Annotated in this window: 19 protein-coding genes and 2 tRNA genes; 11 read left to right on the forward strand and 10 right to left on the reverse strand. The window is 54.4% G+C overall.

Annotated features, from left to right (window positions below):
* The first annotated feature begins 169 nt into the window (after positions 1-169).
* From ACQ4W4_RS13770 to ACQ4W4_RS13780, 3 genes are all read left to right on the forward strand, one after another.
* Positions 170-616, forward strand: a complete 447-nt coding sequence (locus tag ACQ4W4_RS13770) for a response regulator (protein WP_436542473.1) — start codon at positions 170-172, stop codon at positions 614-616.
* Between the two features lie 160 nt (positions 617-776).
* The gene (locus tag ACQ4W4_RS13775) at positions 777-1,154 is read left to right on the forward strand and encodes a BPSL0067 family protein (protein WP_495542790.1); all 378 of its coding nucleotides are present in this window, start codon (positions 777-779) and stop codon (positions 1,152-1,154) included.
* 29 nt (positions 1,155-1,183) lie between these two features.
* Positions 1,184-1,618 (forward strand): STY0301 family protein, encoded by a 435-nt coding sequence (locus tag ACQ4W4_RS13780; protein WP_436542691.1) that lies wholly within the window; start codon positions 1,184-1,186, stop codon positions 1,616-1,618.
* 82 nt (positions 1,619-1,700) lie between these two features.
* On the opposite strand, the gene ACQ4W4_RS13785 is transcribed toward ACQ4W4_RS13780, so the two are convergent.
* The 4 genes from ACQ4W4_RS13785 to ACQ4W4_RS13800 form a co-directional block, all read right to left on the reverse strand.
* Positions 1,701-1,776: transfer RNA gene (locus ACQ4W4_RS13785), tRNA-His, on the reverse strand.
* A gap of 142 nt (positions 1,777-1,918) precedes the next feature.
* The gene (murI, locus tag ACQ4W4_RS13790; protein ID WP_436542475.1) at positions 1,919-2,764 is read right to left on the reverse strand and encodes a glutamate racemase; all 846 of its coding nucleotides are present in this window, start codon (positions 2,762-2,764) and stop codon (positions 1,919-1,921) included.
* A gap of 67 nt (positions 2,765-2,831) precedes the next feature.
* On the reverse strand, positions 2,832-4,373 hold the full coding sequence (locus ACQ4W4_RS13795) for a fumarate hydratase (RefSeq protein WP_070218188.1): 1,542 nt from the start codon (positions 4,371-4,373) through the stop codon (positions 2,832-2,834).
* Between the two features lie 79 nt (positions 4,374-4,452).
* Complete coding sequence (locus tag ACQ4W4_RS13800) at positions 4,453-5,070, reverse strand: TIGR00645 family protein (protein WP_436542476.1); 618 nt, start codon at positions 5,068-5,070, stop codon at positions 4,453-4,455.
* Between the two features lie 294 nt (positions 5,071-5,364).
* On the opposite strand from ACQ4W4_RS13800, the gene acs reads away from it, so the two are divergent.
* The 4 genes from acs (at position 5,365) to ACQ4W4_RS13820 (ending at position 9,791) form a co-directional block, all read left to right on the forward strand.
* Entirely contained in the window at positions 5,365-7,371 is a 2,007-nt protein-coding gene (gene acs / locus ACQ4W4_RS13805) for an acetate--CoA ligase (RefSeq protein WP_436542477.1), read from the forward strand.
* A gap of 184 nt (positions 7,372-7,555) precedes the next feature.
* A tRNA-Ser gene (locus ACQ4W4_RS13810) sits at positions 7,556-7,646 on the forward strand.
* Positions 7,647-7,867: 221 nt separating this feature from the next.
* Positions 7,868-9,157: a tyrosine-type recombinase/integrase gene (locus ACQ4W4_RS13815; protein ID WP_436542478.1), complete on the forward strand. Its 1,290-nt coding sequence runs from the start codon at positions 7,868-7,870 to the stop codon at positions 9,155-9,157.
* A 10-nt stretch (positions 9,158-9,167) separates the two neighbouring features.
* The gene (locus ACQ4W4_RS13820) at positions 9,168-9,791 is read left to right on the forward strand and encodes an Arm DNA-binding domain-containing protein (protein ID WP_436542479.1); all 624 of its coding nucleotides are present in this window, start codon (positions 9,168-9,170) and stop codon (positions 9,789-9,791) included.
* A gap of 916 nt (positions 9,792-10,707) precedes the next feature.
* Here the strand turns inward: ACQ4W4_RS13820 and ACQ4W4_RS13825 are convergent.
* Positions 10,708-11,016, reverse strand: coding sequence for a helix-turn-helix transcriptional regulator (locus ACQ4W4_RS13825; RefSeq protein ID WP_436542480.1), 309 nt, complete (start codon positions 11,014-11,016; stop codon positions 10,708-10,710).
* A 1,204-nt stretch (positions 11,017-12,220) separates the two neighbouring features.
* On the opposite strand from ACQ4W4_RS13825, the gene ACQ4W4_RS13830 reads away from it, so the two are divergent.
* The 3 genes from ACQ4W4_RS13830 to ACQ4W4_RS13840 all read left to right on the forward strand — a co-directional run bounded on the left by ACQ4W4_RS13830 (position 12,221) and on the right by ACQ4W4_RS13840 (position 17,106).
* Positions 12,221-13,399: a hypothetical protein gene (locus ACQ4W4_RS13830; protein ID WP_436542481.1), complete on the forward strand. Its 1,179-nt coding sequence runs from the start codon at positions 12,221-12,223 to the stop codon at positions 13,397-13,399.
* Complete coding sequence (locus ACQ4W4_RS13835) at positions 13,389-15,155, forward strand: ATP-binding protein (protein ID WP_436542482.1); 1,767 nt, start codon at positions 13,389-13,391, stop codon at positions 15,153-15,155. The genes ACQ4W4_RS13830 and ACQ4W4_RS13835 overlap by 11 nt, the downstream gene beginning before the upstream one ends.
* A gap of 964 nt (positions 15,156-16,119) precedes the next feature.
* A complete protein-coding gene (locus tag ACQ4W4_RS13840; RefSeq protein WP_436542483.1) occupies positions 16,120-17,106 on the forward strand; it encodes a hypothetical protein in 987 nt (328 codons plus the stop codon).
* A gap of 390 nt (positions 17,107-17,496) precedes the next feature.
* On the opposite strand, the gene ACQ4W4_RS13845 is transcribed toward ACQ4W4_RS13840, so the two are convergent.
* Complete coding sequence (locus ACQ4W4_RS13845) at positions 17,497-17,745, reverse strand: helix-turn-helix domain-containing transcriptional regulator (RefSeq protein ID WP_436542484.1); 249 nt, start codon at positions 17,743-17,745, stop codon at positions 17,497-17,499.
* Positions 17,742-17,945: a helix-turn-helix domain-containing protein gene (locus ACQ4W4_RS13850; RefSeq protein ID WP_436542485.1), complete on the reverse strand. Its 204-nt coding sequence runs from the start codon at positions 17,943-17,945 to the stop codon at positions 17,742-17,744. Before ACQ4W4_RS13850 ends, ACQ4W4_RS13845 begins: the two co-directional genes overlap by 4 nt.
* Before the next feature lie 218 nt (positions 17,946-18,163).
* On the opposite strand from ACQ4W4_RS13850, the gene ACQ4W4_RS13855 reads away from it, so the two are divergent.
* A complete protein-coding gene (locus tag ACQ4W4_RS13855; RefSeq protein WP_436542486.1) occupies positions 18,164-18,598 on the forward strand; it encodes an STY0301 family protein in 435 nt (144 codons plus the stop codon).
* A gap of 10 nt (positions 18,599-18,608) precedes the next feature.
* Here ACQ4W4_RS13855 and ACQ4W4_RS13860 read toward each other — a convergent pair whose 3' ends face one another.
* The 3 genes from ACQ4W4_RS13860 to ACQ4W4_RS13870 form a co-directional block, all read right to left on the reverse strand.
* Positions 18,609-19,031 (reverse strand): type II toxin-antitoxin system HicB family antitoxin, encoded by a 423-nt coding sequence (locus tag ACQ4W4_RS13860; protein ID WP_436542487.1) that lies wholly within the window; start codon positions 19,029-19,031, stop codon positions 18,609-18,611.
* A 53-nt stretch (positions 19,032-19,084) separates the two neighbouring features.
* Positions 19,085-19,267: a type II toxin-antitoxin system HicA family toxin gene (locus ACQ4W4_RS13865; RefSeq protein ID WP_436542488.1), complete on the reverse strand. Its 183-nt coding sequence runs from the start codon at positions 19,265-19,267 to the stop codon at positions 19,085-19,087.
* 140 nt (positions 19,268-19,407) lie between these two features.
* Positions 19,408-20,988 carry an isocitrate lyase gene (locus ACQ4W4_RS13870; RefSeq protein ID WP_436542489.1) on the reverse strand — a complete coding sequence of 527 codons (1,581 nt, stop codon included), beginning with the start codon at positions 20,986-20,988 and terminating at the stop codon, positions 19,408-19,410.
* Between the last annotated feature and the right edge of the window lie 269 nt (positions 20,989-21,257).

Consider the following 21,257-nt stretch of genomic DNA (forward strand, 5'->3'; position numbering starts at 1 on the left):
TGCGAACACTGCGTAGTGGTGGTATGCCTGTCTGCTGGGTGAGGAAGTGTTGCTGACGCGGTACAGGAAGGAGTCTGGATTGCCGCTTGGCACCATTGCTCGGGTGCGGCGGCATTCTGCGTGCTTCTTGTATACTGCCGCTTTTGCAGCCGTCAGACGTGAACGTACAATGAGCCAGATAACTGAAACGACACCAGGCGATTCCTCCGTGGAACGCCGCCAGGGCGACCAGCCGGCAAGTGCTGCGCGCAAACTCAATCTGCTGGTGGTCGACGACAACCAGGAAGTGGGCGAATCGCTGGCCATGCTGCTCGAAGCGCTGGGCCACCACGCGGTGGTGGTGCGCAACTGGCAGATGGCCGTCGAGCAAGTCAAGCTGTGCGTGCCCGACGCCGTCTACCTCGACATCGAGATGCCGGGCATCAGCGGCATCGAAATCGGCCGCCGCCTGCACCACAATCCCGAGACGGCCAACGCCGTGCTGATCGCCGTCACCGGCCACAGCCTGCCCATGTACATGGACGACGCGCTGGCCGTCGGCTTCCGCCATTTCCTCGTCAAGCCCGTGCGCCTCGACGACCTGGCGACGACGGTGCAGTCGGTGCTGGCGGGATAGGTATCCTGCAGTAAAAGACGAAGAGAGCCGGCTGCATGCCGGCTTTTTTGCAAGAATGCGCCTGGGATTGGAAAAACAGTTGTGCTTGCTTAAAAGCGCCGTCCCTGATCCGGCATAGAGTGGCATGACATCTATCTCAAGGAGATGATTCATACCCTATATTTATTCCAATGTCGCCGAGTTGAAAGGCAGGCCCGTTGTCGGTAGTCGCCGCTGCGTCGCTTTGGTGCAGTACTATGCTCGCGCGCCAGTCACGGCAAACTGGCGCGAGGGTGAAGCGGTGTTGGGGAACGCCAACATCAAACCGGGAACCGCGATCGCCACATTTGTCAGGGAGCGTTACCCGAACCGACCACATGGCAATCATGCCGCCTTGTTCATCGGCCAGGCGATAGGCGGCATCTATATTGCAGACCAATGGAAAGCCGACGGCAAGACCGAAATTTCGGTGCGGCTGATACGCTCGCAAGGCAAGGACAAGCGCGGTAATTACATCCACGCCAGCGATAACGCCGATGCATTTTCCGTGATTGAATGAGGTTGGTCATGGCATACTCAAAAACGACAATGGCAGCACGGACCTGCTGGCCTGCAATGGCACTGCTGGCCATATCGTGCCTGCAATCGGCAGCCAGCGCCGCGCCCGTTGCCTGCCCAGTGTCGATTTCCCAGGGCTCGCTGCAGCTTGCCGATGTACCGCAAGGCTGGACCAGCTATGTCGGTTCGCCACTTTACCTGCATGCGGCGGCGCCGATGAACGGGCCACCGGAGCAGTTGGGCGAGCTGTCGGACTTCCGGCAAAAGCGCTTGAAAAAAGGTTGGGTAGATACTTATCGGCTCGATGGCAAGTTTCCGGAGGGGAAATGGCTGGCCTGTCGTTACGGCGGCACGGGTCAGCTGACTTTGGCGATGCGGCTCGACGACAGTATCGACAGCTGTACTTTTACTTATCGGCAAGGTGAGCATGTCGGTGAGCGCAACATCGCCATCTTGTGCAGATAGTCATGGTGTTTGATTTACGCCATAAAAACCTGCGCCGAAATAGAAAAAGCCCGGTTCGAAAACCGGGCTCTTCTTTATTCTGTGGGGTGGCTGATGGGGCTCGAACCCACGACAACAGGAATCACAATCCTGGACTCTACCAACTGAGCTACAGCCACCACTGTCTTACTTACCTGTTTAGCTGTTTTGCTGAACAGGTGCCGAATTATACAAAGAACTCGCCAAAGTGGCAAATCTAAATGCAGTCTTTTTTAAAGAATCGAAAGATTGCATGAAAACGCTCGCTTTTGCTCACCCAGCTCACACGGACAGGTGCGCGACGGGCGGCTGCAAGTCCAGCAAACCGGAGAAGGCTTGCGCCAGGGATTCGACCTTGGCCGTCGTGTAACCTTGCAGCTGGGGCGCATCGTTGCCGGTGCGGCGCAGGCTGGCAGCATCGAGCAGCCGGGCCAGCTGGCGCGCCACGGCGTCGCCCGTGTCCACCAGCGTGATCGCATCCTGCGTATGCGCGCGCACCGTGCGTTCGATGGCGTCCTGCACGAAGGGGTAGTGCGTGCAGCCGAGCACGAGGGTGTCGACGCCTTGTTTCAGCATGGGGGCGATGTAGCGTTCCAGCATGGCGCTGGTGGCGTCCAACGGGTCGTTGCCCAGCTCGCACTGCTCGATACGGTCGGCCAGGCCGATGCAGGGCTGCAAGATGAAGGTGGCGCCTGTGGCGGCGCTCACCTGCTCGCGCAGGGCCAGCAGCTTGTCGCCGCGCAAGGCGCGTTCCGTGGCCAGCACGGCGATCTTGCCGTTGCGGCTGATGGCGGCTGCCGGCTTCAGGCCCGGCTCGACGCCGACGATGGGCAGGTCGGGATAGCGCGCGCGCAGTGCCTTGATGGCGGCAATGGTGGCCGTGTTGCATGCCACCACCAGTGCCTTCGCGCCTTGCTGCAATAGAAAGGCGGTGATCGCCAGTGAACGGTCGACCACTTGCTGTTCCGTCTTGTCGCCATATGGCGCATAGGCGGAATCGGCAAAGTAAATCAAATCTTCCTGCGGCAGCTGCGCGCGGATATGGCGCAGCACCGACAGGCCGCCCACGCCGGAGTCAAAAATGCCGATGGGCGCGTCTGGGCGGGCAGTGCTTGCAATAGAAGTCATATAAAGCCGAAGAAGATAAAAAAACGCCGCGCTGATGTGGCCGCGCGGCGTCTATGGTAGAGCTTGTTTAAGCAACCGTCACGGGAATCTTGCTGACGCTATTGAGTTGCTCGATCTTCGCTTGCCACTCTTTCGGGCCCGTGTTGTGCACCGAGGTGCCTTTCGCATCCACGGCCACCGTCACCGGCATGTCGACGACGTCGAATTCGTAGATCGCTTCCATGCCCATGTCGGCAAAGCCCAGCACCTTGGCGTGCTTGATGGCTTTCGATACCAGGTAGGCGGCGCCGCCCACGGCCATCAGATAGGCCGACTGGTGCTTCTGGATCGATTCGATGGCGACCGGGCCGCGCTCGGCCTTGCCGATCATGGCGATCAGGCCCGTCTTTTCCAGCATCATGTCGGTAAACTTGTCCATGCGCGTGGCCGTCGTCGGGCCGGCCGGGCCGACGGCTTCGTCGCGCACCGGGTCGACCGGGCCGACGTAGTAGATCACGCGGTTCTTGAAGTCGACCGGCAATTCCTCGCCACGGGCCAGCATGTCCTGGATGCGTTTATGGGCGGCGTCGCGGCCCGTCAGCATCTTGCCGTTCAACAGCAAGGTCTGGCCCGGCGTCCACGAAGCGACTTCTTCCTTAGTCAGGGTGTTGAGGTCGACGCGCTTGGATTTTTCCGTGTCCGGCGTCCAGTGCACTTCCGGCCACGACGACAGCGACGGCGGCGTCATGTAGGCAGGGCCCGAGCCGTCGAGCACGAAGTGGCCGTGGCGCGTGGCGGCGCAGTTCGGGATCATGGCGACCGGCTTCGACGCGGCATGCGTCGGGTGCATCATGATTTTCACGTCGAGCACGGTCGTCAGGCCGCCCAGGCCTTGCGCGCCGATGCCCAGCGAGTTGATCTTGTCGCACAGTTCGATGCGCAGTTCTTCCAGCTTGTTCTGCGGACCGCGTTGCTTCAGCTCAAACATGTCGATGTCTTCCATCAACACTTCTTTTGCCATCAGCATGGCTTTTTCGGCCGTGCCGCCGATGCCGATGCCCAGCATGCCGGGCGGGCACCAGCCGGCGCCCATGGTCGGCACCGTTTTCATGACCCAGTCCACCAGCGAGTCGGATGGGTTCATCATGATCATCTTCGACTTGTTTTCCGAGCCGCCGCCCTTGGCTGCCACTTTCACGTCGACGGTATTGCCTTCGACCAGTTCCATGTGCACCACGGCTGGCGTGTTGTCCTTGGTGTTCTTGCGGTCGAAATGCGGGTCGGCCACGATGGAGGCGCGCAGCTTGTTGTCGTCGAAGTTGTACGCGCGGCGCACGCCTTCGTTGACGGCGTCGGTGACGGTGCCGCTGAAGCCTTCGAAGCGCACGCCCATGCCGATTTTCAGGAAGACGTTGACGATACCCGTGTCCTGACAGATAGGACGCTTGCCTTCCGCGCACATGCGCGAGTTGGTCAGGATTTGCGCGATCGCATCTTTCGCCGCCGGGCTTTGCTCGGCCGCGTAGGCGCGCGCCAGGTGCTCGATGTAATCGGCAGGGTGGTAGTAGCTAATGTACTGCAACGCTGCGGCAACGGATTCGATCAGGTCTTCTTGCTTTATGACAGTCATGGTGTTCTCGCGGTAGATAAGAAGGGTAAGACTTTTTGCTGAAAGCCCATGGCCGCTGCTGGCAGCCATGGGCTTCCGGTTAATGCGGGCGTGCCTGGTTCTGCGTCACGGTCATGATGCGGTCGGTGTAGGCAATCGCCATCGCCGACAGGATGAAAACCATGTGGATCGCCGTTTGCGCGATGACCACATTCGGTTCCTTGGCATAGGCGCTGGCGTTGATGAAGGTCTTCAGCAGGTGGATCGACGAAATGCCGATGATGGCCATTGCCAGTTTCGTCTTCAGCACGGAGGCATTCACATGCGACAGCCATTCCGGCTGGTCCGGATGGTCGTCCAGGTGCATGCGCGAGACAAACGTTTCGTAGCCGCCGATGATGACCATGATCAACAGGTTCGAGATCATGACCACGTCGATCAAGCCCAGCACCACCAGCATGATGGTCGCTTCATTGAGCTTGACCGGTGGCGGCACGCCTGCCACGGTGACGGCGCTGATGACGTGCTGCAGGGCCGCGTCATTGCCGAACACGGCGCCGATCAGGTCTGACAACTCCACCCAGAAATGAAATACGTACACGCATTGGGCAAGAATCAAACCCAGGTACAGCGGCAGCTGCAGCCAGCGCGACATGAAGATGAAGGCGGACAGGGGATGCAGTTTGCTATGTTTGGGCTTTTGTAAGTGGTCGATCATCTGGAGTTTCCTGGGGGTAAATACCAATTTTTGGTATGCCCGACATTTTACACTTGCTGCTGATCACTGCGCATGCCCTCGATTTGGATTCTTGGGCTTGATGAAACACAAAGCGACGCCAACTAATTGACTTGTTATCAGTTTTTCCATCCAGAATGCTGGGCGGCGTACGCTTGACGCCCGTCGCCTGTGGCGATTATGGTTAGAATGGACCGAGGAAAACGCCGACTGTAAGGCGTCCGTAAGACAGCAGGAATATTGTGTTAGCAAACAATTACTACACTGGAGACTAGCATGGCCGCTATAGAGAACCAAGGGCAGGGCACAGAGCAGCAGGGACCGGAAGAGTCGCGCGTATTTGAACCGTCGGCAGCGTTTGCCGCACAGGCAACGATTTCCGGCATGGACGCCTACCGCGCCATGGTGGCCGAGGCCGAACGCGACTACGAAGGCTTCTGGGCCAAGCTGGCGCGCGAAAACCTGAGCTGGAAAAAGCCGTTCACCCGCACCCTGAACGAAGACAACGCCCCGTTCTACAAATGGTTCGAAGACGGCCAGCTGAACGTGTCGTACAACTGCCTGGACCGCAACATCGAAAACGGCCTGGGCGACAAGACGGCCATCATCTTCGAAGCGGACGACGGCACCGTCACCAAGGCAAGCTATAAAGAGCTGCACGAAAAAGTCTGCAAGCTCGCCAACGGCCTGAAAGCCAAGGGCATCGCCAAAGGCGACCGCGTCATTATCTATATGTCGATGTCCGTCGAAGGCGTGGCCGCCATGCAAGCGTGCGCGCGCATCGGCGCCACCCACTCCGTCGTGTTCGGCGGCTTCTCGGCGAAATCCCTGCAGGAACGCATCATCGACGCGGGCGCCGTGGCCGTCATCACGGGCGACGAGCAATTGCGCGGCGGCAAAAAGCTGCCACTGAAATCGATCGTCGACGAAGCGCTGGCGCTGGGCGGCTGCGATTGCGTGAAAAACGTCATCGTCTACAAACGCACGGGCAGCGACTTGCCGATGGTGGCCGGCCGCGACACGTGGCTGCACGACCTGGTCGAAGGTCAGAGCGCGCAATGCGAGCCGGAATGGGTCGATGCCGAGCATCCATTGTTCATCTTGTATACCTCCGGTTCGACGGGCACGCCGAAGGGCGTGCAGCACTCGAGCGGCGGCTACCTGCTGTGGGCCGCGCTGACGATGAAGTGGAGCTTCGACATCAAGCCGGACGACGTGTTCTGGTGCACGGCCGACATCGGCTGGGTGACGGGCCACAGCTACATCGCGTATGGCCCGATGGCCGTGGGCGCCACGCAAGTGGTGTTCGAAGGCATCCCGACCTTCCCGAACGCGGGCCGCTTCTGGGAAACCATCAAGAAGCACAACGTCAGCATTTTCTACACCGCCCCCACGGCCATCCGTTCGCTGATCAAGGCGGCCGACGTAGACCCGAAAGTCCACCCAAGCAACTACGACCTGAGCAGCTTGCGCCTGCTGGGCACGGTCGGCGAGCCGATCAATCCGGAAGCGTGGATGTGGTACTACAAGCATATCGGCGGCGAGAAATGCCCGATCGTCGATACCTTCTGGCAAACGGAAACGGGCGGTCACATGATCACCCCGTTGCCGGGCGCGACGCCGATGGTGCCTGGTTCCTGCACCCTGCCATTGCCCGGCATCATGGCCGCCATCGTCGACGAAGCGGGCCAGGACGTGCCGAACGGCCAGGGCGGCATCCTGGTAGTCAAGCGTCCATGGCCATCGATGATCCGCACGATCTGGAACAACCCCGAGCGTTTCAAGTCCAGCTACTTCCCGGAAGAACTGGGCGGCAAGATGTACCTGGCAGGCGACGGCGCGATCCGCAACAAGGAAACGGGCTACTTCACCATCACGGGCCGCATCGATGACGTGCTGAACGTGTCGGGCCACCGCATGGGCACGATGGAAATCGAATCGGCGCTGGTGGCCAACCCGCTGGTGGCCGAGGCCGCCGTGGTGGGCCGTCCGGACGACACGACAGGCGAATCGATCTGCGCCTTCGTCGTGCTCAAGCAAGCGCGCCCGACAGGCGAGGAAGCGAAGAAGCTGGCCCTGGAACTGCGCAACTGGGTCGGCAAGGAAATCGGCCCGATCGCGAAACCGAAGGAGATCCGTTTCGGCGACAACCTGCCGAAAACCCGCTCCGGCAAAATCATGCGCCGCCTGCTGCGCGTGCTGGCCAAGGGCGAGACGATCACGCAAGACGTCTCGACCCTGGAAAACCCGGCCATCCTGGAGCAGTTGAAGGAAGCGTCGTAATGGAAGGTCGGTCCCTGCGGGGGCCGACCATGGCCTCTGTTGGGCTGCCGCTTGTCGTTGCCAGCTTTAACTTTTACCCCACGGTAAATAACTTTGGCAGTCCGTAGATTCTTTGCTATAATCTGCGGCTTCGCGACAAGCGAGAAATAGTACGCAATGCGAGCCAGTAGACGCATTGCCTGCAGGAGAGGTGGATGAGTGGTTGAAGTCGCACGCCTGGAAAGCGTGTATAGGTTCATAGCCTATCGGGGGTTCGAATCCCCCTCTCTCCGCCACGGATACAAATTGGCCAGTTCAAGGAAGTCCAAGAACGTCCACAAAAAACCGTTTTAGCCCGTGCTAAAGCGGTTTTTTTGTATTCTGGCGTCCAGTACTGTCCAGCTGCAGCCAGTAAAAATCGGAGCTAGATACAGATCAGCTTACCCCAAGTCTCGCAACCAAGCCCTCATTCGCCGGTCTAAAGTGATTTCTGACGCATATGCTGAGGAGACCAGCCATGGCCAAGATCATCCCTCCCCTGACCGAGTTCCAGGTCAAAAATGCCAAGCCCAGGCAAAAGTCATACAAGCTGTTCGATGGCGGCGGCCTGTACGTTGAAGTGATGCCCAGCGGTTCGCGGATCTGGCGTATGAAGTTCCGCCAATCGAACGGCAAGGAAAATACGCTGACCTTCGGGCCTTATCCGGAAATTTCGCTCATGGTGGCGCGTGAAAAGCGCACGGAGGCGCGCCGCTTGCAGTTGCAGGGGATCGACCCAGGCAAGCACCGCGACGACGCCAAGCGGCTCGCTGCCGAAAAAGCATCCAATACCTTCGAGAAAATCGCCCGCGAATGGTACTCAAACAAGGTGCCGACGTGGAGCGAGCGCACTGCACGGAACATGCTGCAGCGCCTGGAGGCCGATATTTTTCCAAGCATCGGCGACCGGCCGATCACGGAAATCCGGCACCGCGAACTGATTGCCACGCTGCGCAAGATCGAGGCGCGCGGCGCGACCGAGATTGCGCATCGCCTGAAAGCCGTCTGCTCGCAGATATTCAGCTACGCCATCCAGTGCGGCCTGGCTGACCGCAACCTGGTGGTGGACATGAAGGACGTCCTGAAGACCAAGCGCGCCTCGCACTACGCCGCTATCGATGCCGATGAATTGCCCGCCTTCCTGGACGCGCTGGCGCGCAACGAAGCGCGCATGTTCGAGCCGACGCGCATCGCGCTGCGCCTGATGCTGCTGGTCTTCGTGCGCACCAGCGAACTGATAGAAACGCCATGGAGCGAAGTCGATCTGGAGAAGGGCGAGTGGATTATTCCCTGGCAGCGCATGAAACGCGGCAAGCTGACCGTCAACCCCGACATGACCAATCATCACGTCTGCCTTTCGCGCCAGGCGCTGGCCTTGCTGCGTCAGCTGCACACCATCACGGGCCGCGGCACGTACCTGTTTCCAAACCAGCGCGACCACGACAAGCCGCTGAGCAACAACACGCTGCTGGTGGCGCTGGCCCGCATGGGCTACAAGGGGCGCATGACCGGCCACGGCTTCCGTGCGCTGGCCATGAGCACCATCAAGGAGCGCCTGGGCTACCGCCATGAAGTAGTGGACCGACAGCTGGCGCACGCGCCCAAGGACAAGGTGGCCAGCGCCTACGACCGCGCCCAGTTCCTGGCCGAGCGGCGCAAGATGATGCAGGAGTGGGCCGACTACCTGGAAGCCGTGGAGCGCGGCGATACGCCGCAGCCAGGCCATCATGGATCGCTGGAACTGGTGTGGCCAGCGCCGCGTCGTTAAGGAGGGAGCCATGCCAAGACGAATTGAACCCCTGACAGAGCAGCAGCTGATACAGGCGGCGCCTGGAGACAAGCCATTCAAGTTATTCGACGGCTACGGCCTGTATGTTGAAGTCATGCCGACTGGAACAAAGGTCTGGCGCATGAAATTTCGTCAGCCAAATCGGAAGGAAGACAGGTTAACTTTCGGCCACTACCCGGAAGTTTCGCTGGAGCTTGCGCGAAGCCGCTGCTTAACTGCCCGAAAGATGCTCGATGAAGGCCAGGACCCGCGTACGGAATTCAATGCCGCGCACATGCGCCTACCAAAGCGGCTTTGGCGAAGCCGTCCGCTCCCGCCTGCCATAAAGGCCGGAAAAGTGGAGCGTCGCGCAAGCCATGTCGGCATGCAGGCGGTGGAACGGATGCGGCTGCTGGCCTTCCCGGTACTGAGCCGCGTTTCCACCGATGAAAGAGTGCGAAGCGACATGCTGGCCTTGCTGGAGAAAATCCAGCAAGAGTGCGCCGCCGAGGTGATTGACGTGCTGTATGACTACTGCGCCGATATCATCTTCGGCTGCCTTGAATTGGGTATGGATGAAGATGACTTGATCGAGGCCATGAGGGATGCCAGGGTGGCGCAGCGGCGGAGGTGAATGCCTGCTTGCAGCGGCATTATCGTTGCAGGGGGGGGCGGTTTTCTCGATGCTTGGCTAGTTGGCAGTGGGTTTGCTTGTCGAGATTTTTGTTGTGCTAGTTATCAAATGAGTTAAAGTCCTATGAGAATAGCTTGCCTGCTCGTGCGGCGGTGGAGAGCAACGGCAGCGAATGGCTAATACCTCATAGTTAACTTCACTCTGCGGAGCGCAATGAAGACGATACGCTTGCCATCCCGACTAATATCACCACTTACCAGCCCCACCTTTGGCTGGCCGCAACTGTCATTCTTGACTGGCTTGGCAGTCGGAGCTGGCTGTTTTGTTTATTATTTCTCGGCCCCGGTCCTATATATATAACGGCCCTCCTGGTATGTGTGTTCTGCTGCTTCACCATTGTCTTAAATCGACGAGAGCGGCATCGACTTGAATTACTGGCAAATTCTCGACATGGAGAGTCGATCTGCAACTTTGCTCGCAGCTTTGATACGCGGCTTACCGACACCTGGGTCATTCGTGCGGCGTATCAGGAAATTCAGCTCCTGCTGCGCTCCCATGTGGCAGCGTTTCCTGTCCGTGCTTCAGACTCGCTATTGGTGGACTTACGAATAGACCCGGAGGATGTAGAGGATTTGTTGCGGGATATTGCAGAGCGAAGCGCGCACACATTGGTCCGGGTTGAGGAAAATCCGCTGTATGGGAAGGTGAACACAGTGATGGATTTAGTGCTTTTCATCAATGCACAGCCTGGGAAAATCTAGCCTGTTATCGTGCTGGAACTGTCATGGACCTTAGCGGCGGCATCGGCCAAGGAAACTAAATCTTGCATTGCTCTTCATGGCTCCGACCGCTTAGGGGGCTGAGACAGGGTTGGCTGGTTATTTGTTTACACCGGAATAATCTCGGTTACTTGCCCTCAGGTACCTCGCTTGTCGATACGATCAATGCCTGGGGAATGATCGGTTATTGTGGACGCCGTAGCTGTCGGCCTGCTGGCCTCGATACAAGCTTGCATCCAGCGTAGCACTTCGCTTCTGAGCCAGGCGGAGGAACGTCCCTGCAGCTTCACCGGGGCAGGGAAGGTGCCTTCCTTGATGCCCGCATAAACGCTGCTGCGCGACTTGCCGCAGGTTGCCAGCACTTCGCCCAGGCGGATGAAGCGCTCTTCGCCCATGCGCGGTTCCACGCGGCGCTCTTTCAGGTATTCGGTTGTCGCTGCTTTCATGGCGTCCCCTTTCGTGAACCAAAAATGCCAGCGGCAAGACCGAGGTGAACGGCATATGCGGCAGGCCTTGCCCTGCCACCGATTCGTCCTTCGCGGAAACGCGCTCGCAATCATTATTCCGAAAACACGCGTCCAGTATCGAATGCCGTAATGGCTGGTGCAACAAGAATTGGCCTGCCATGCCACTTAGATCAAGCCTGCCGCGCACTACGCGTGACATCAAGGCTGGACACAGGAGCCGGTTCGTGGAAGCTTTAGCAGCTAAAAATTGGGCAACCGACGGCGCATCTTCATGCGATAGATACATTGCCATCGACTGGATTTCATTTTCCCCTTTGCAGTACAGTTGCCACATGCGCATGCGACCGCTTGCATCCCGCGTCATCAATGCCTTCCAGCAAACGTTTCGACTGGCCTCCAGGGAAGATGTTTACAGGCACGGCCATTGGACGAGAAACGCGCTATTGCCGTGTAGTACTCGTACAGCAGACTATAAAAATTTGTTGCTGACATTGATCAAGGTCGGCCCAGATGCATGTCAAATGTTCCCAATTGGACGCTGCCTATTGCCGCTGATCAACCGTGCTACTTTCGGCATACATTCCTGCTAAATCTGCTCTCGTACCTGCAAAAAAATGGTTCGACCGAGGTATTACCCGGTGATTTAAGGGTTTCAGTCGCTGCACAGGGCGAAACTACCGTGCTAGTTTCGGCATACATTCCTGCTAAATTTGCTTTCGTACCTGTAAAAAAATGGTTTGGTCGAAGTTGTGTCCGACGATTTTGGTGGTTTAGTCGCTGCGCGAAGCGGGGCAGGATAGGTGAAGTTAGCTAACCTTCGGTTAGCTAACTTCCCACCTGCTTATTCGCACTTCGTGCTCAACGTAACACCCCAAATTAGACTTTCGAATGAGCATGCATCTACCGTACCTTTACGTGAGTCCGTGTCCGAATGGCAGGCCTGATCCTTGCTGCCTCCCAATTCCTGATCAAGCAGTGTAGGAATTTAAAAATCTCATCGTACTAACAACAATCTGGAAATTAGTTGCGGAATACTGCTACTCTCTACCGTGACAATTTGTGTATTTTTCAGATTTTCAAGATGTTATCCTCACAGTCAACAGTAGTTCTCTAATATTGGTCTCAGCTACGATGAAATTATTTCGCTGGGAGGGATTCGTTAAATTTTTTAGAAAATAGAAAAATGGGCCGCTCAGCTGATTACACAATCCAAGGATTTTTATATCAGTTTAATCAAACGCTTTCTGAATTATTGAAAGCTGCAGATGATGCTGTGATCACTATAGAAGGAATAGTGGAAGACATCGAGGTGGCGACATTCTCTGGAACGAAAGCGATACAATGTAAATACCACGAAACTCAAGATAAATATACGCCAAGCATTCTATATAATCCATTGCTTCAAATGATGAAGCATTTCAAATCCAATCCGACTGCAAAAATTAGCTATTACTTATTTGCACACTTTCCAAATGAAAAAGCAATTACGGTATCTTTAGATGATCTAAATAATGCGATTAAGTCAAAAAATAAGGATTTGAAAGACCTGGTGTTGGAAGTTGCTGGTGTTAATGTTGATGACTTCCTAAAGGTTTTTTCAATTTATGTTACCCCAAAGTATGACGACTTAATGGCGGAAAATGGGAAACTATTACAAGCGCTTGGCTTTAGTAAGTTAGAGGTCGATACGATGTTTTACCCAAATGCGATTCAAATTATCGCTGACTTGAGTATAAAACACGATGTGAAGCTTAGGAAAATAACAAAAATTCAGTTTTTAGAGGCGCTACGCCAAATTAGATCAACAGCCGTATCACAGTGGACACTTGCGCTGAATACTAGAAAAGTAGTACTTGAGACACGTCGTAAACAACTTAAAGAAAATCTCAATGAAAATGTCCGTTTGCGACATATTATAATATTTCCTAAGTTTATTGATGAATTTGAAGATCAAATTGTTCTTTTTATTAAGTCATTTACTGATAAATACCATTTTAAAGTATCACATACACATACCCCTCTTTTTGCGATAGATGTTAATGTAAATCTTTTCGACGAAATTGCGGAACGGCTTGTTGCGAAAGATGCAATACCAAATCATGGCCGACCGGTTAAGATTTTTTCAGAGGCAAATTTTTTTCGCGAGCCGTTGGTCCAAAAGGATAAAAAAGAATTTGTTTTGCGACTTATTCGCTGGGAGGAATATAAAAACATTGCTATTAATACGAAGCCAGATGATCTTTTCGTAATCGGTGATGGCGAGAAAATTATGTTGAACGTAAGGGATGTAAATTTGGAATTTCTCGGATCTGAGAAATTTAATGAAATAAAATACATGATGGGGATAAGCAATGCCTATTAAGATTGGATCTGTGCTTTCCTGTGCTCCTGAGGCCATTGTTGTTATGGTCGATGGCCTTGAGATTTTCGAAAAAAACAAAGAAGGTTTGCAAGTTGGTCGTTTCTTAAAAATCGCTCAAGGCAATCTTGACTTCACGATTGCTACTATTCGAAATATTAAAGGAACTAACAACCTTGGCCTAGATGGAAGTCCACTTTGGAGTTTCCAGATCGAATGCCAGGCCATTGGGACATTGGTTGAGGACAAGACGTTTGATCGAGGCAGTTTACTTTTACCTGTACCGACTGAGCATGCATTTATCGCAGAGGCGGATACTCTCGATAAAATATTTTCTGCAGATGGAGAGCACGATTTTCCGCTAGGCAAACTCTCTATGAATAAGACGATTGATCTTATGATAGATGGAAATCGATTTTTTAGTAAACATATTGCTGTGGTCGGTTCAACTGGTTCTGGTAAGTCATGTACGGTTGCTAGCGTATTGCAAAGTGTTGTAGGTATTTCTCAGAATAAGAATAAAAACAAAAATACGAGAAATAATTCGCATGTTTTGATATTCGATATACATGATGAATACACTGCTGCTTTCACACTTTTAAAGGAAGAGTCTTTTACTCTAAGTCGTCTGGATATTGATTCTTTACAGTTGCCATATTGGTTAATGAATTCAGAAGAGTTGGAAAGTATGTTTATCGAGAGTAATGAAGCAAACTCTCATAATCAAGTTAGTCAATTCAAACATGCTGTTGTTCTTAATAAAGAAAAACACAATCCAAAGATTACTGAAGTCACTTACGATACGCCAGCATATTTTTCGATCGATGAGGTTTATAGATATATTGAAAACTTGAATCGAGAAGTCATTGGGCGATTAAATGGGGAAGATAAACCTAAGCTGGCTGATGGGCGATTAGTAACAGATCGAAAAATATACTTTGATAAGATTCATGACTTTGTTCCGAACTCTACTGCGAAAGAGAGTAAAGCAACCAGCGGGCCGTTTAATGGTGAATTCAACAGGTTCGTTTCTCGACTTGAAGCAAAGTTAGCCGACAAGCGTCTGAGATTCCTTTTGAATGCGAAGAAGCCGGACGGGCAACCTCATGTTACCGAGGACTTTGAAGCATTGATGAAACAGTTCATCGGCTACCTTGATTTGGCGAACGTCACTATTGTAGACTTGAGTGGTGTACCTTTTGAAGTTTTGAGTATTACCGTTAGTTTGATATCACGTCTTGTCTTTGATTTTTGTTTTCATTATTCTAAGTTGCAACATGCGCAAGGAAAGCTAAATGATATCCCTGTTATGTTGGTTTGTGAGGAAGCGCACAACTACGTTCCACGGAATGACCATGCTGCATATCGAGCATCTCGAAAATCTATCGAACGAATCGCGAAGGAAGGACGTAAATATGGCCTAAGTCTGATGGTTGTAAGTCAGCGTCCCTCAGAAGTGTCGGAAACTATCTTTGCTCAGTGCAGCAATTTCATGTCCTTGCGTCTGACAAACGATGCGGATCAAAGTTATGTGCGACGGTTATTTCCAGACAATGCTAATGCTATAACGGAAATTCTACCTAACTTGGCTCCGGGAGAGTGTGTGGTTGTCGGTGATGCAGTTTTGCTACCTGCAGTCATCAAGATGCCTCTACCTGTTCCAGAACCCCACTCGCAAAGCGTTAAGGTTCATAAGGAGTGGAGAGAACCGTGGCGCGATGTTGTGTTTGCACAAGTCATTGAGCGCTGGCGCAAGTAGATTCAGAGCGAAATTAATGGCGCAGTAATTAGCTACCTCGCGTATTCGATTGATCTCCTAGTTCTCCATGGATACTTTGTGGCCGAGAATTTTGTCGTTGAATGAATACTTAGGGGCATTTTCGGGGAATGGGCCTCTATCGGTTGGATCGCAACGGGAGCTCCATCCTTTTCTAAGTATTGGTGAAAATGGCGATATCGAAAAATATTATCCATAGACAAGCGCAATCAGTGAAGTTTCGCAAATTATTCATTGGCTCTTCTTGATGGTTGCGTTGGCAAAATTCGGCTAAAAGTCAAGACTACCGAATATTGGATAAGTGATTGATTTTTGGGGTATGGTTGAGGGTAAACCCGAGATCGAATTCTGTCGAAAACAAAGGTTGGCGACGCTTGCTGCGAAAGATAAAAATCCCCCTCTCGCAAAAGGCCACCTTCGGGTGGCCTTTTTGTTTTTTTGCGCGCCCTGTGCGGGGGATTCGAAGGGTAGGGCCTGCGGGGCCGGCACTCTCCGAATCGACCAACTGCTGCCGCTGCGCGGCAGTCCCGCGCGCCTGCGGCGCGCGTTCGTGGTTCTAATCAGGGTTTCGGCTGAGCCGGCTTCTACGGCGCCCAGCGCATCAGTCCGTGTCCGAATAGCGGACCCGACCTTCGCTCTCTTGCTCTTCTTAACATCGCTCCAGGCCGCATGAAGCATGGGTTGTTGAATTGAGTAAGTCCGTTTCCATTGACCTATCACATACCTTACCGGGGGTGTTGAGCATACCTTTCAGTGTATGAATTGTGCTGCGCCCACGTAGCAGTACTCACTGCCATTGCCCTTATTTCCAAGAAGAATTCTATGTTAGTTTTATGTGGGGTAGACGTTGGTGATCTATCCCTGTTTGTGATGTGGGGGGCTTTCTTGTTGTCATCGTTGATGATGCTGAGGTTCGAACACATAACAACAAGGAGCGGGTGTAGCCATGGATGTATGGAAAGCGATAACCTATGTGAGTTCGCCTCTGACGCTCGTAGCGTTCCTTGCTGCCGTTGTGGCATGGGTTTATGTCACCCAGCTCAAACGTACTGAGGTACTAATCAATAGCGCCAAAGAATCTGACAGACGCATATTGCTCGAAGGCGTGCTGGAGGTACTTCGTGTCAATGTGGACAAACTACCTCTGGCACGTCGATTTGAAATTGCAACACAGCTTCTGCACGGAAGGGCACTTAAACTCAAACTGGCATTTACTGCGTTCATGGTGGTGGCGTTTGGAATGCTTGCTTTGTCTGCTTTCGCCATCTATCAATTACCAGCGGAACAATCCATCAAGGATTTGCTGGAGGGACAGCAAAAGCTAGAGGCAGTGGCTGCACTGAAGAGACATCAGATATATCCTATTTCTGATTCTGATTTGCCTCGTGCCCTGAGCGAGCTTGTAAAACTCGACAAGAATGAGTTGAAGTTGGGGATACTTGAGAGAACGCAGAAAATGCAGGAAAAAATTGACGCAGCTCCCTCTGTTGCCGAACTACGGAGACGCGCGGAGAGAACGGAGGCTCCCTTCGAGCGTCTGGGCCTCAAGCTATGGGCAGGCGTTCCCAAAATAGGTCCAGATCAGCCACGTCGTTTTTATGTCAATGTACCAATAGGTGCCGACTATGCATGGAAAAGGCTGAGGATTATCAATCCAGCCACAAATGAGGAAATCAGGGTGATTGCTCGCCCAGTGATAGATGACCAGATTCGAGACGTTGACATTCACCTTAATTATCAACAAGCCGCACAGCTCTTCGGTACGCAGATTCCTGAAAGAAAGAAGGAATTATGGGCGCAAGTGCTGGGGCCGGGGCAGCTTTATGATCCAAGTTGTGAACCCGCTCGCAAGCCGGCGGAAAAGAGGCGGTTGGCGCAATGTGATCCTGAAGAGTCGCCTGACTATTTTGTTATGTTAAAGTCCCGGCCATAAGCATATCGTGCTGAGTCTGCTCGAGCGCGATACTACCGCCATATCGTCCGGAGCAAGGTACGCTCAAATACATAATCTGTTTTGTAGACGAGATGCGGCTTACCGAAGTCCTGTACAACCCATGTACTGCACAGCGACGCGGGATGCTTAATTCACGGACGCTGCCATCACCGTTATTCCCCCGCAAACCTTGTCGCTTCTCAATTCCCCATATTTTCCAGAATGTACCGTATTGGCGCACGAAGCTGCCCGCGCGATGGCAATAGTTGGTCGATTCAAAGAGGGGCGGGCCATTAGCTCCGATCCTTTGACCTCCTCGATAGGCTATGAAACTATCCCGACAAAGTCCGAATAGATCTAGGTAAGGGCGTGTCGGGATTTGTGGCAGACCTAGCCCTGGGCAGCTGCAGGCTTCGCTACCGCCGGCTTGCCCCGCGAGCGCGGTTTCGCAGCCACCGCTTTTCTGGGAGCGCCATCCTCCGTCACCGTCTCCCCATTCCCAATAACCTCCGCCACCAGCCGCACCCCAAGCGCACCCAGTACGCGAGTCATGGTTTCCATGCGCGGCTGGCTATTCGGGCGCAGTGCTTTGTACGGACTCTCGCGCCCCAGTCCAGCCGCTTTGGCAATTTCGGTCATGCCGCGCGCGCGATATCGCCAATGGCGGCGGCAAATATGGCGGCGTCGTTCGTTGCCAGCGCCTGCGTGATGTAGGCGGCGGCTTCATCGCTGGTAATGTATTCCACTGGATCGAAGTCTTCCAGATCCAGCCCGTTTTCCAACCGGACAATGTGCTGAGCGATGATTGCCCTAGTCTTGGCGTCCTTGATATCGGACAAGCAGTTGCTGAAGTGCTTGGTTTTTGTGTCCGTCTTCTGAGATAACTGTATTCATTCGAATACAGATGTGCAATCCAATTTGAGTAATCATTACTCTCCCGCAAACCTTGTCGCTTCTCAAGCCTCTCATAGTTTCCCCGATGTATCGTAAGACTCTTCTTCATCCCCCGGAGAACCCCATGCCGATGCTTTTTTCGTCATCGAATAGAGGGGCATCCATGCAACATCAGCGTTTGTTGAGCGGCGCCGCCTGCTGCATTTTCCCTGTGTTCACGCAGGCTGCCGTGGCCATCTCGCTCGCTTGCCCGGAGAGCGTGCCTGCGATCTCGATAACGCTGAATGCCGTGCCGGCTGGCTGGACGCCGTATGTCGACAGCCCGCTCTATCTGAGCGCCGCAGCGCCGATCGACGGCGCACCGGAGCGCAGGGGGCAGCTCGTGCCCGGCGGGGAGCGCACGAAGAAAGGGCATACGATACTCAGCTACCGTCTGGAAGGCTCCTATCCAGACGGCAAGTGGCTGCAATGCAGTTACGGCGCGCATGGTGAGGTGACACTGTCGAAGAGAATGGACGACAGTGTCAGCCTTTGTGAATTCACCTACAGGAAGGGCAGCAAGGCCGGGCAGAACGAGATCGATATCGATTGCCGTTAAGTCATTGGCATCACCGCACTCCGCCTCCCTTGGCTTCGGCCTCGATCAAGCTGAGCGCCGCACGCGACAGCAGGCCGCTGCGCGTCTCGTGCCGCGCTGCCGCATAGCGGTCGATCTTGCTCAGCACAAAGCGCGGCAGGCTGATGTTGATGCGTTCGGGCTTGCTATCGAGTTTTTCTAGGTCGAGGTGGACCAGTGCCCAGATGCCACCCGCATGCTCAGGATTGGCCTGTAGAGCTTCGATCTTGCTTTGCGTGATATCCACGGGTTCGCCCAGCTCCAGCAGTGTCTCGATGTGACTGGTGATGGCTGCCCGGACGTTGTTGAGCGCGTCTTCCACGCTATCGCCCCACGAGTGGACGCCTTTGATGTCGGGGACGTTCACACCGTACACACTATCGGCATCTTTAAAAATGACAACAGGGATATCCATTGCTCCTCCCTCAGTTACTATTTATCGAACTCTGCAATACGCAATAGACATTCTTACTTCAGCCCTGCGGATCTCAATATGCTGTTCCACGTGCCGACAGGCAGGTCTTTTTTCGGATGCGGTACCGTGACCAGGCCAGGCTTTTCAGCATGTTTGAAGTGATGGTGGCTGCCTTTGACGCGTACCTCTTCCCAGCCATCCTCTTTCAGCATTCGGATCAAAAGACTTGAGTTCATGCGTCGCTCCCAAGTACTGCTATCTATAATCATACACAGAATGTGTATAAGTGTGTATTCCAGGTCTGACGCTACGCAACGTTCAGACGCAAAAAAGCCCGCCGAAGCGGGCTTTCTCACTCTACAGTCAAGCCAAAAGCTCAGAACTGGTTCATGGTGTTGTCTTTGCCGGCAGCTTTGAGCGCCGCTTCACCGCTGAAGTAATCCTTGTGATCGTCGCCGATGTCCGAACCGGACATGTTTTGATGCTTCACGCAGGCGATGCCCTGGCGGATTTCCTTGCGCTGCACGCCGGCCACGTAGCCCAGCATGCCCTGGTCGCCGAAGTATTCCTTGGCCAGGTTGTCGGTCGACAAGGCGGCCGTATGGTAGGTCGGCAGGGTGATCAGGTGGTGGAAGATGCCGGCTTCGCGGGCCGAGTCGGCCTGGAAGGTGCGGATCTTCTCGTCGGCGGCGAGCGCCAGCTCCGTCTGGTCGTATTCCACGCTCATCAGCTGGGCACGGTCGTAGGCGGATACGTCCTTGCCTGCCGCTTTCATGCTATCGAAGATTTGCTGGCGGAAGTTCAGGGTCCAGTTGAACGATGGGCTGTTGTTGTACACCAGCTTGGCGTTCGGGATGACCTTGCGGATTTCGCTGACCATGCCGCCGATTTGCGCGATATGCGGTTTTTCCGTTTCGATCCACAGCAGGTCGGCGCCGTTTTGCAGCGAGGTGATGCAATCGAGCACGCAACGCTCTTCGCCGGTACCGGCGCGGAACTGGAACAGGTTGCTCGGCAGGCGTTTTGGACGCAGCAGCTTGCCTTCGCGCTTGATGATGACGTCGCCATTGCCCAGCGCGTCGGCGGACACTTCTTCGCAGTCGAGGAAGGAGTTGTATTGGTCGCCCAGGTCGCCTGGTTCATTGGTGACGGCGATCTGCTTGGTCAGGCCGGCGCCCAGGGAGTCCGTGCGGGCGACGATGATGCCGTCGTCCACGCCCAGTTCCAGGAAGGCGTAGCGGATGGCGCGGATCTTGGCCAGGAAGTCTTCGTGCGGCACCGTGACTTTACCGTCCTGGTGGCCGCATTGTTTCTCGTCGGACACCTGGTTTTCGATCTGGATGCAGCAGGCGCCCGCTTCGATGAACTGTTTCGCCAGCAGGTAGGTCGCTTCGGCATTGCCGAAACCGGCGTCGATGTCGGCGATGATGGGCACGACGTGGGTGACGTGGCCGTCGATCTTGGCCTGGATGGCTTGCTTTTCAGCACCTTGAGCCGCGTCCAGCTGGCGGAACAGGCCGCCCAGTTCGCGGGCATCGGCCTGGCGCAGGAAAGTGTAGAGCTCCTTGATCAGGGCCGAGACGGCCGTTTTTTCATGCATGGACTGGTCTGGCAGCGGGCCGAACTCGGAGCGCAGAGCGGCGACCATCCAGCCGGACAGGTAGAGGTAGCGGCGGTCGGTGCTGTTGAAGTGCTTCTTGATCGAGATCATCTTCTGTTGACCGATGAAACCATGCCAGCAACCGAGCGACTGGGTGTACTTGGACGGGTCCGCATCGTAGGCGGCCATGTCGTTGCGCATGATCTTCGCCGTGTACTTGGCGATGTCCAGGCCGGTCTTGAACTTGTTCTGGGCGCGCATGCGGGCGGCGGACTCGGGATTGATGGCATTCCATGCGCTACCTTGTTGCTCTTTCAAACCGGCAACAGCCTTGATGTCGTCTTGATATTGGGACATGTGTATCTCCTAAAGAAAAACTAAGTTTGAGAAAATCGTCGAGTGCGCCGCTTTGTCGATGCGAACTACATGACTAAATAGTAGGCTTATTGGCGCCGATGTTCAAGTCTTATATAAGACATATAACTTAAATTAAGTCTTTGTTTTTCAAGGGCTTAATTATTATTTTTCAGGATGTGGAATGAATTTTCAAAAAGTGAGAGCGGCGGGGTGGAGCATTGCTCATCAGGATTCCGCGATATGAAACGCCTTTTCAGAATTTGGTGCAG

The sequence above is a fragment of the Janthinobacterium glycogeni genome (assembly GCF_051380725.1).
Taxonomy (GTDB): Bacteria; Pseudomonadota; Gammaproteobacteria; order Burkholderiales; family Burkholderiaceae_D; genus Janthinobacterium.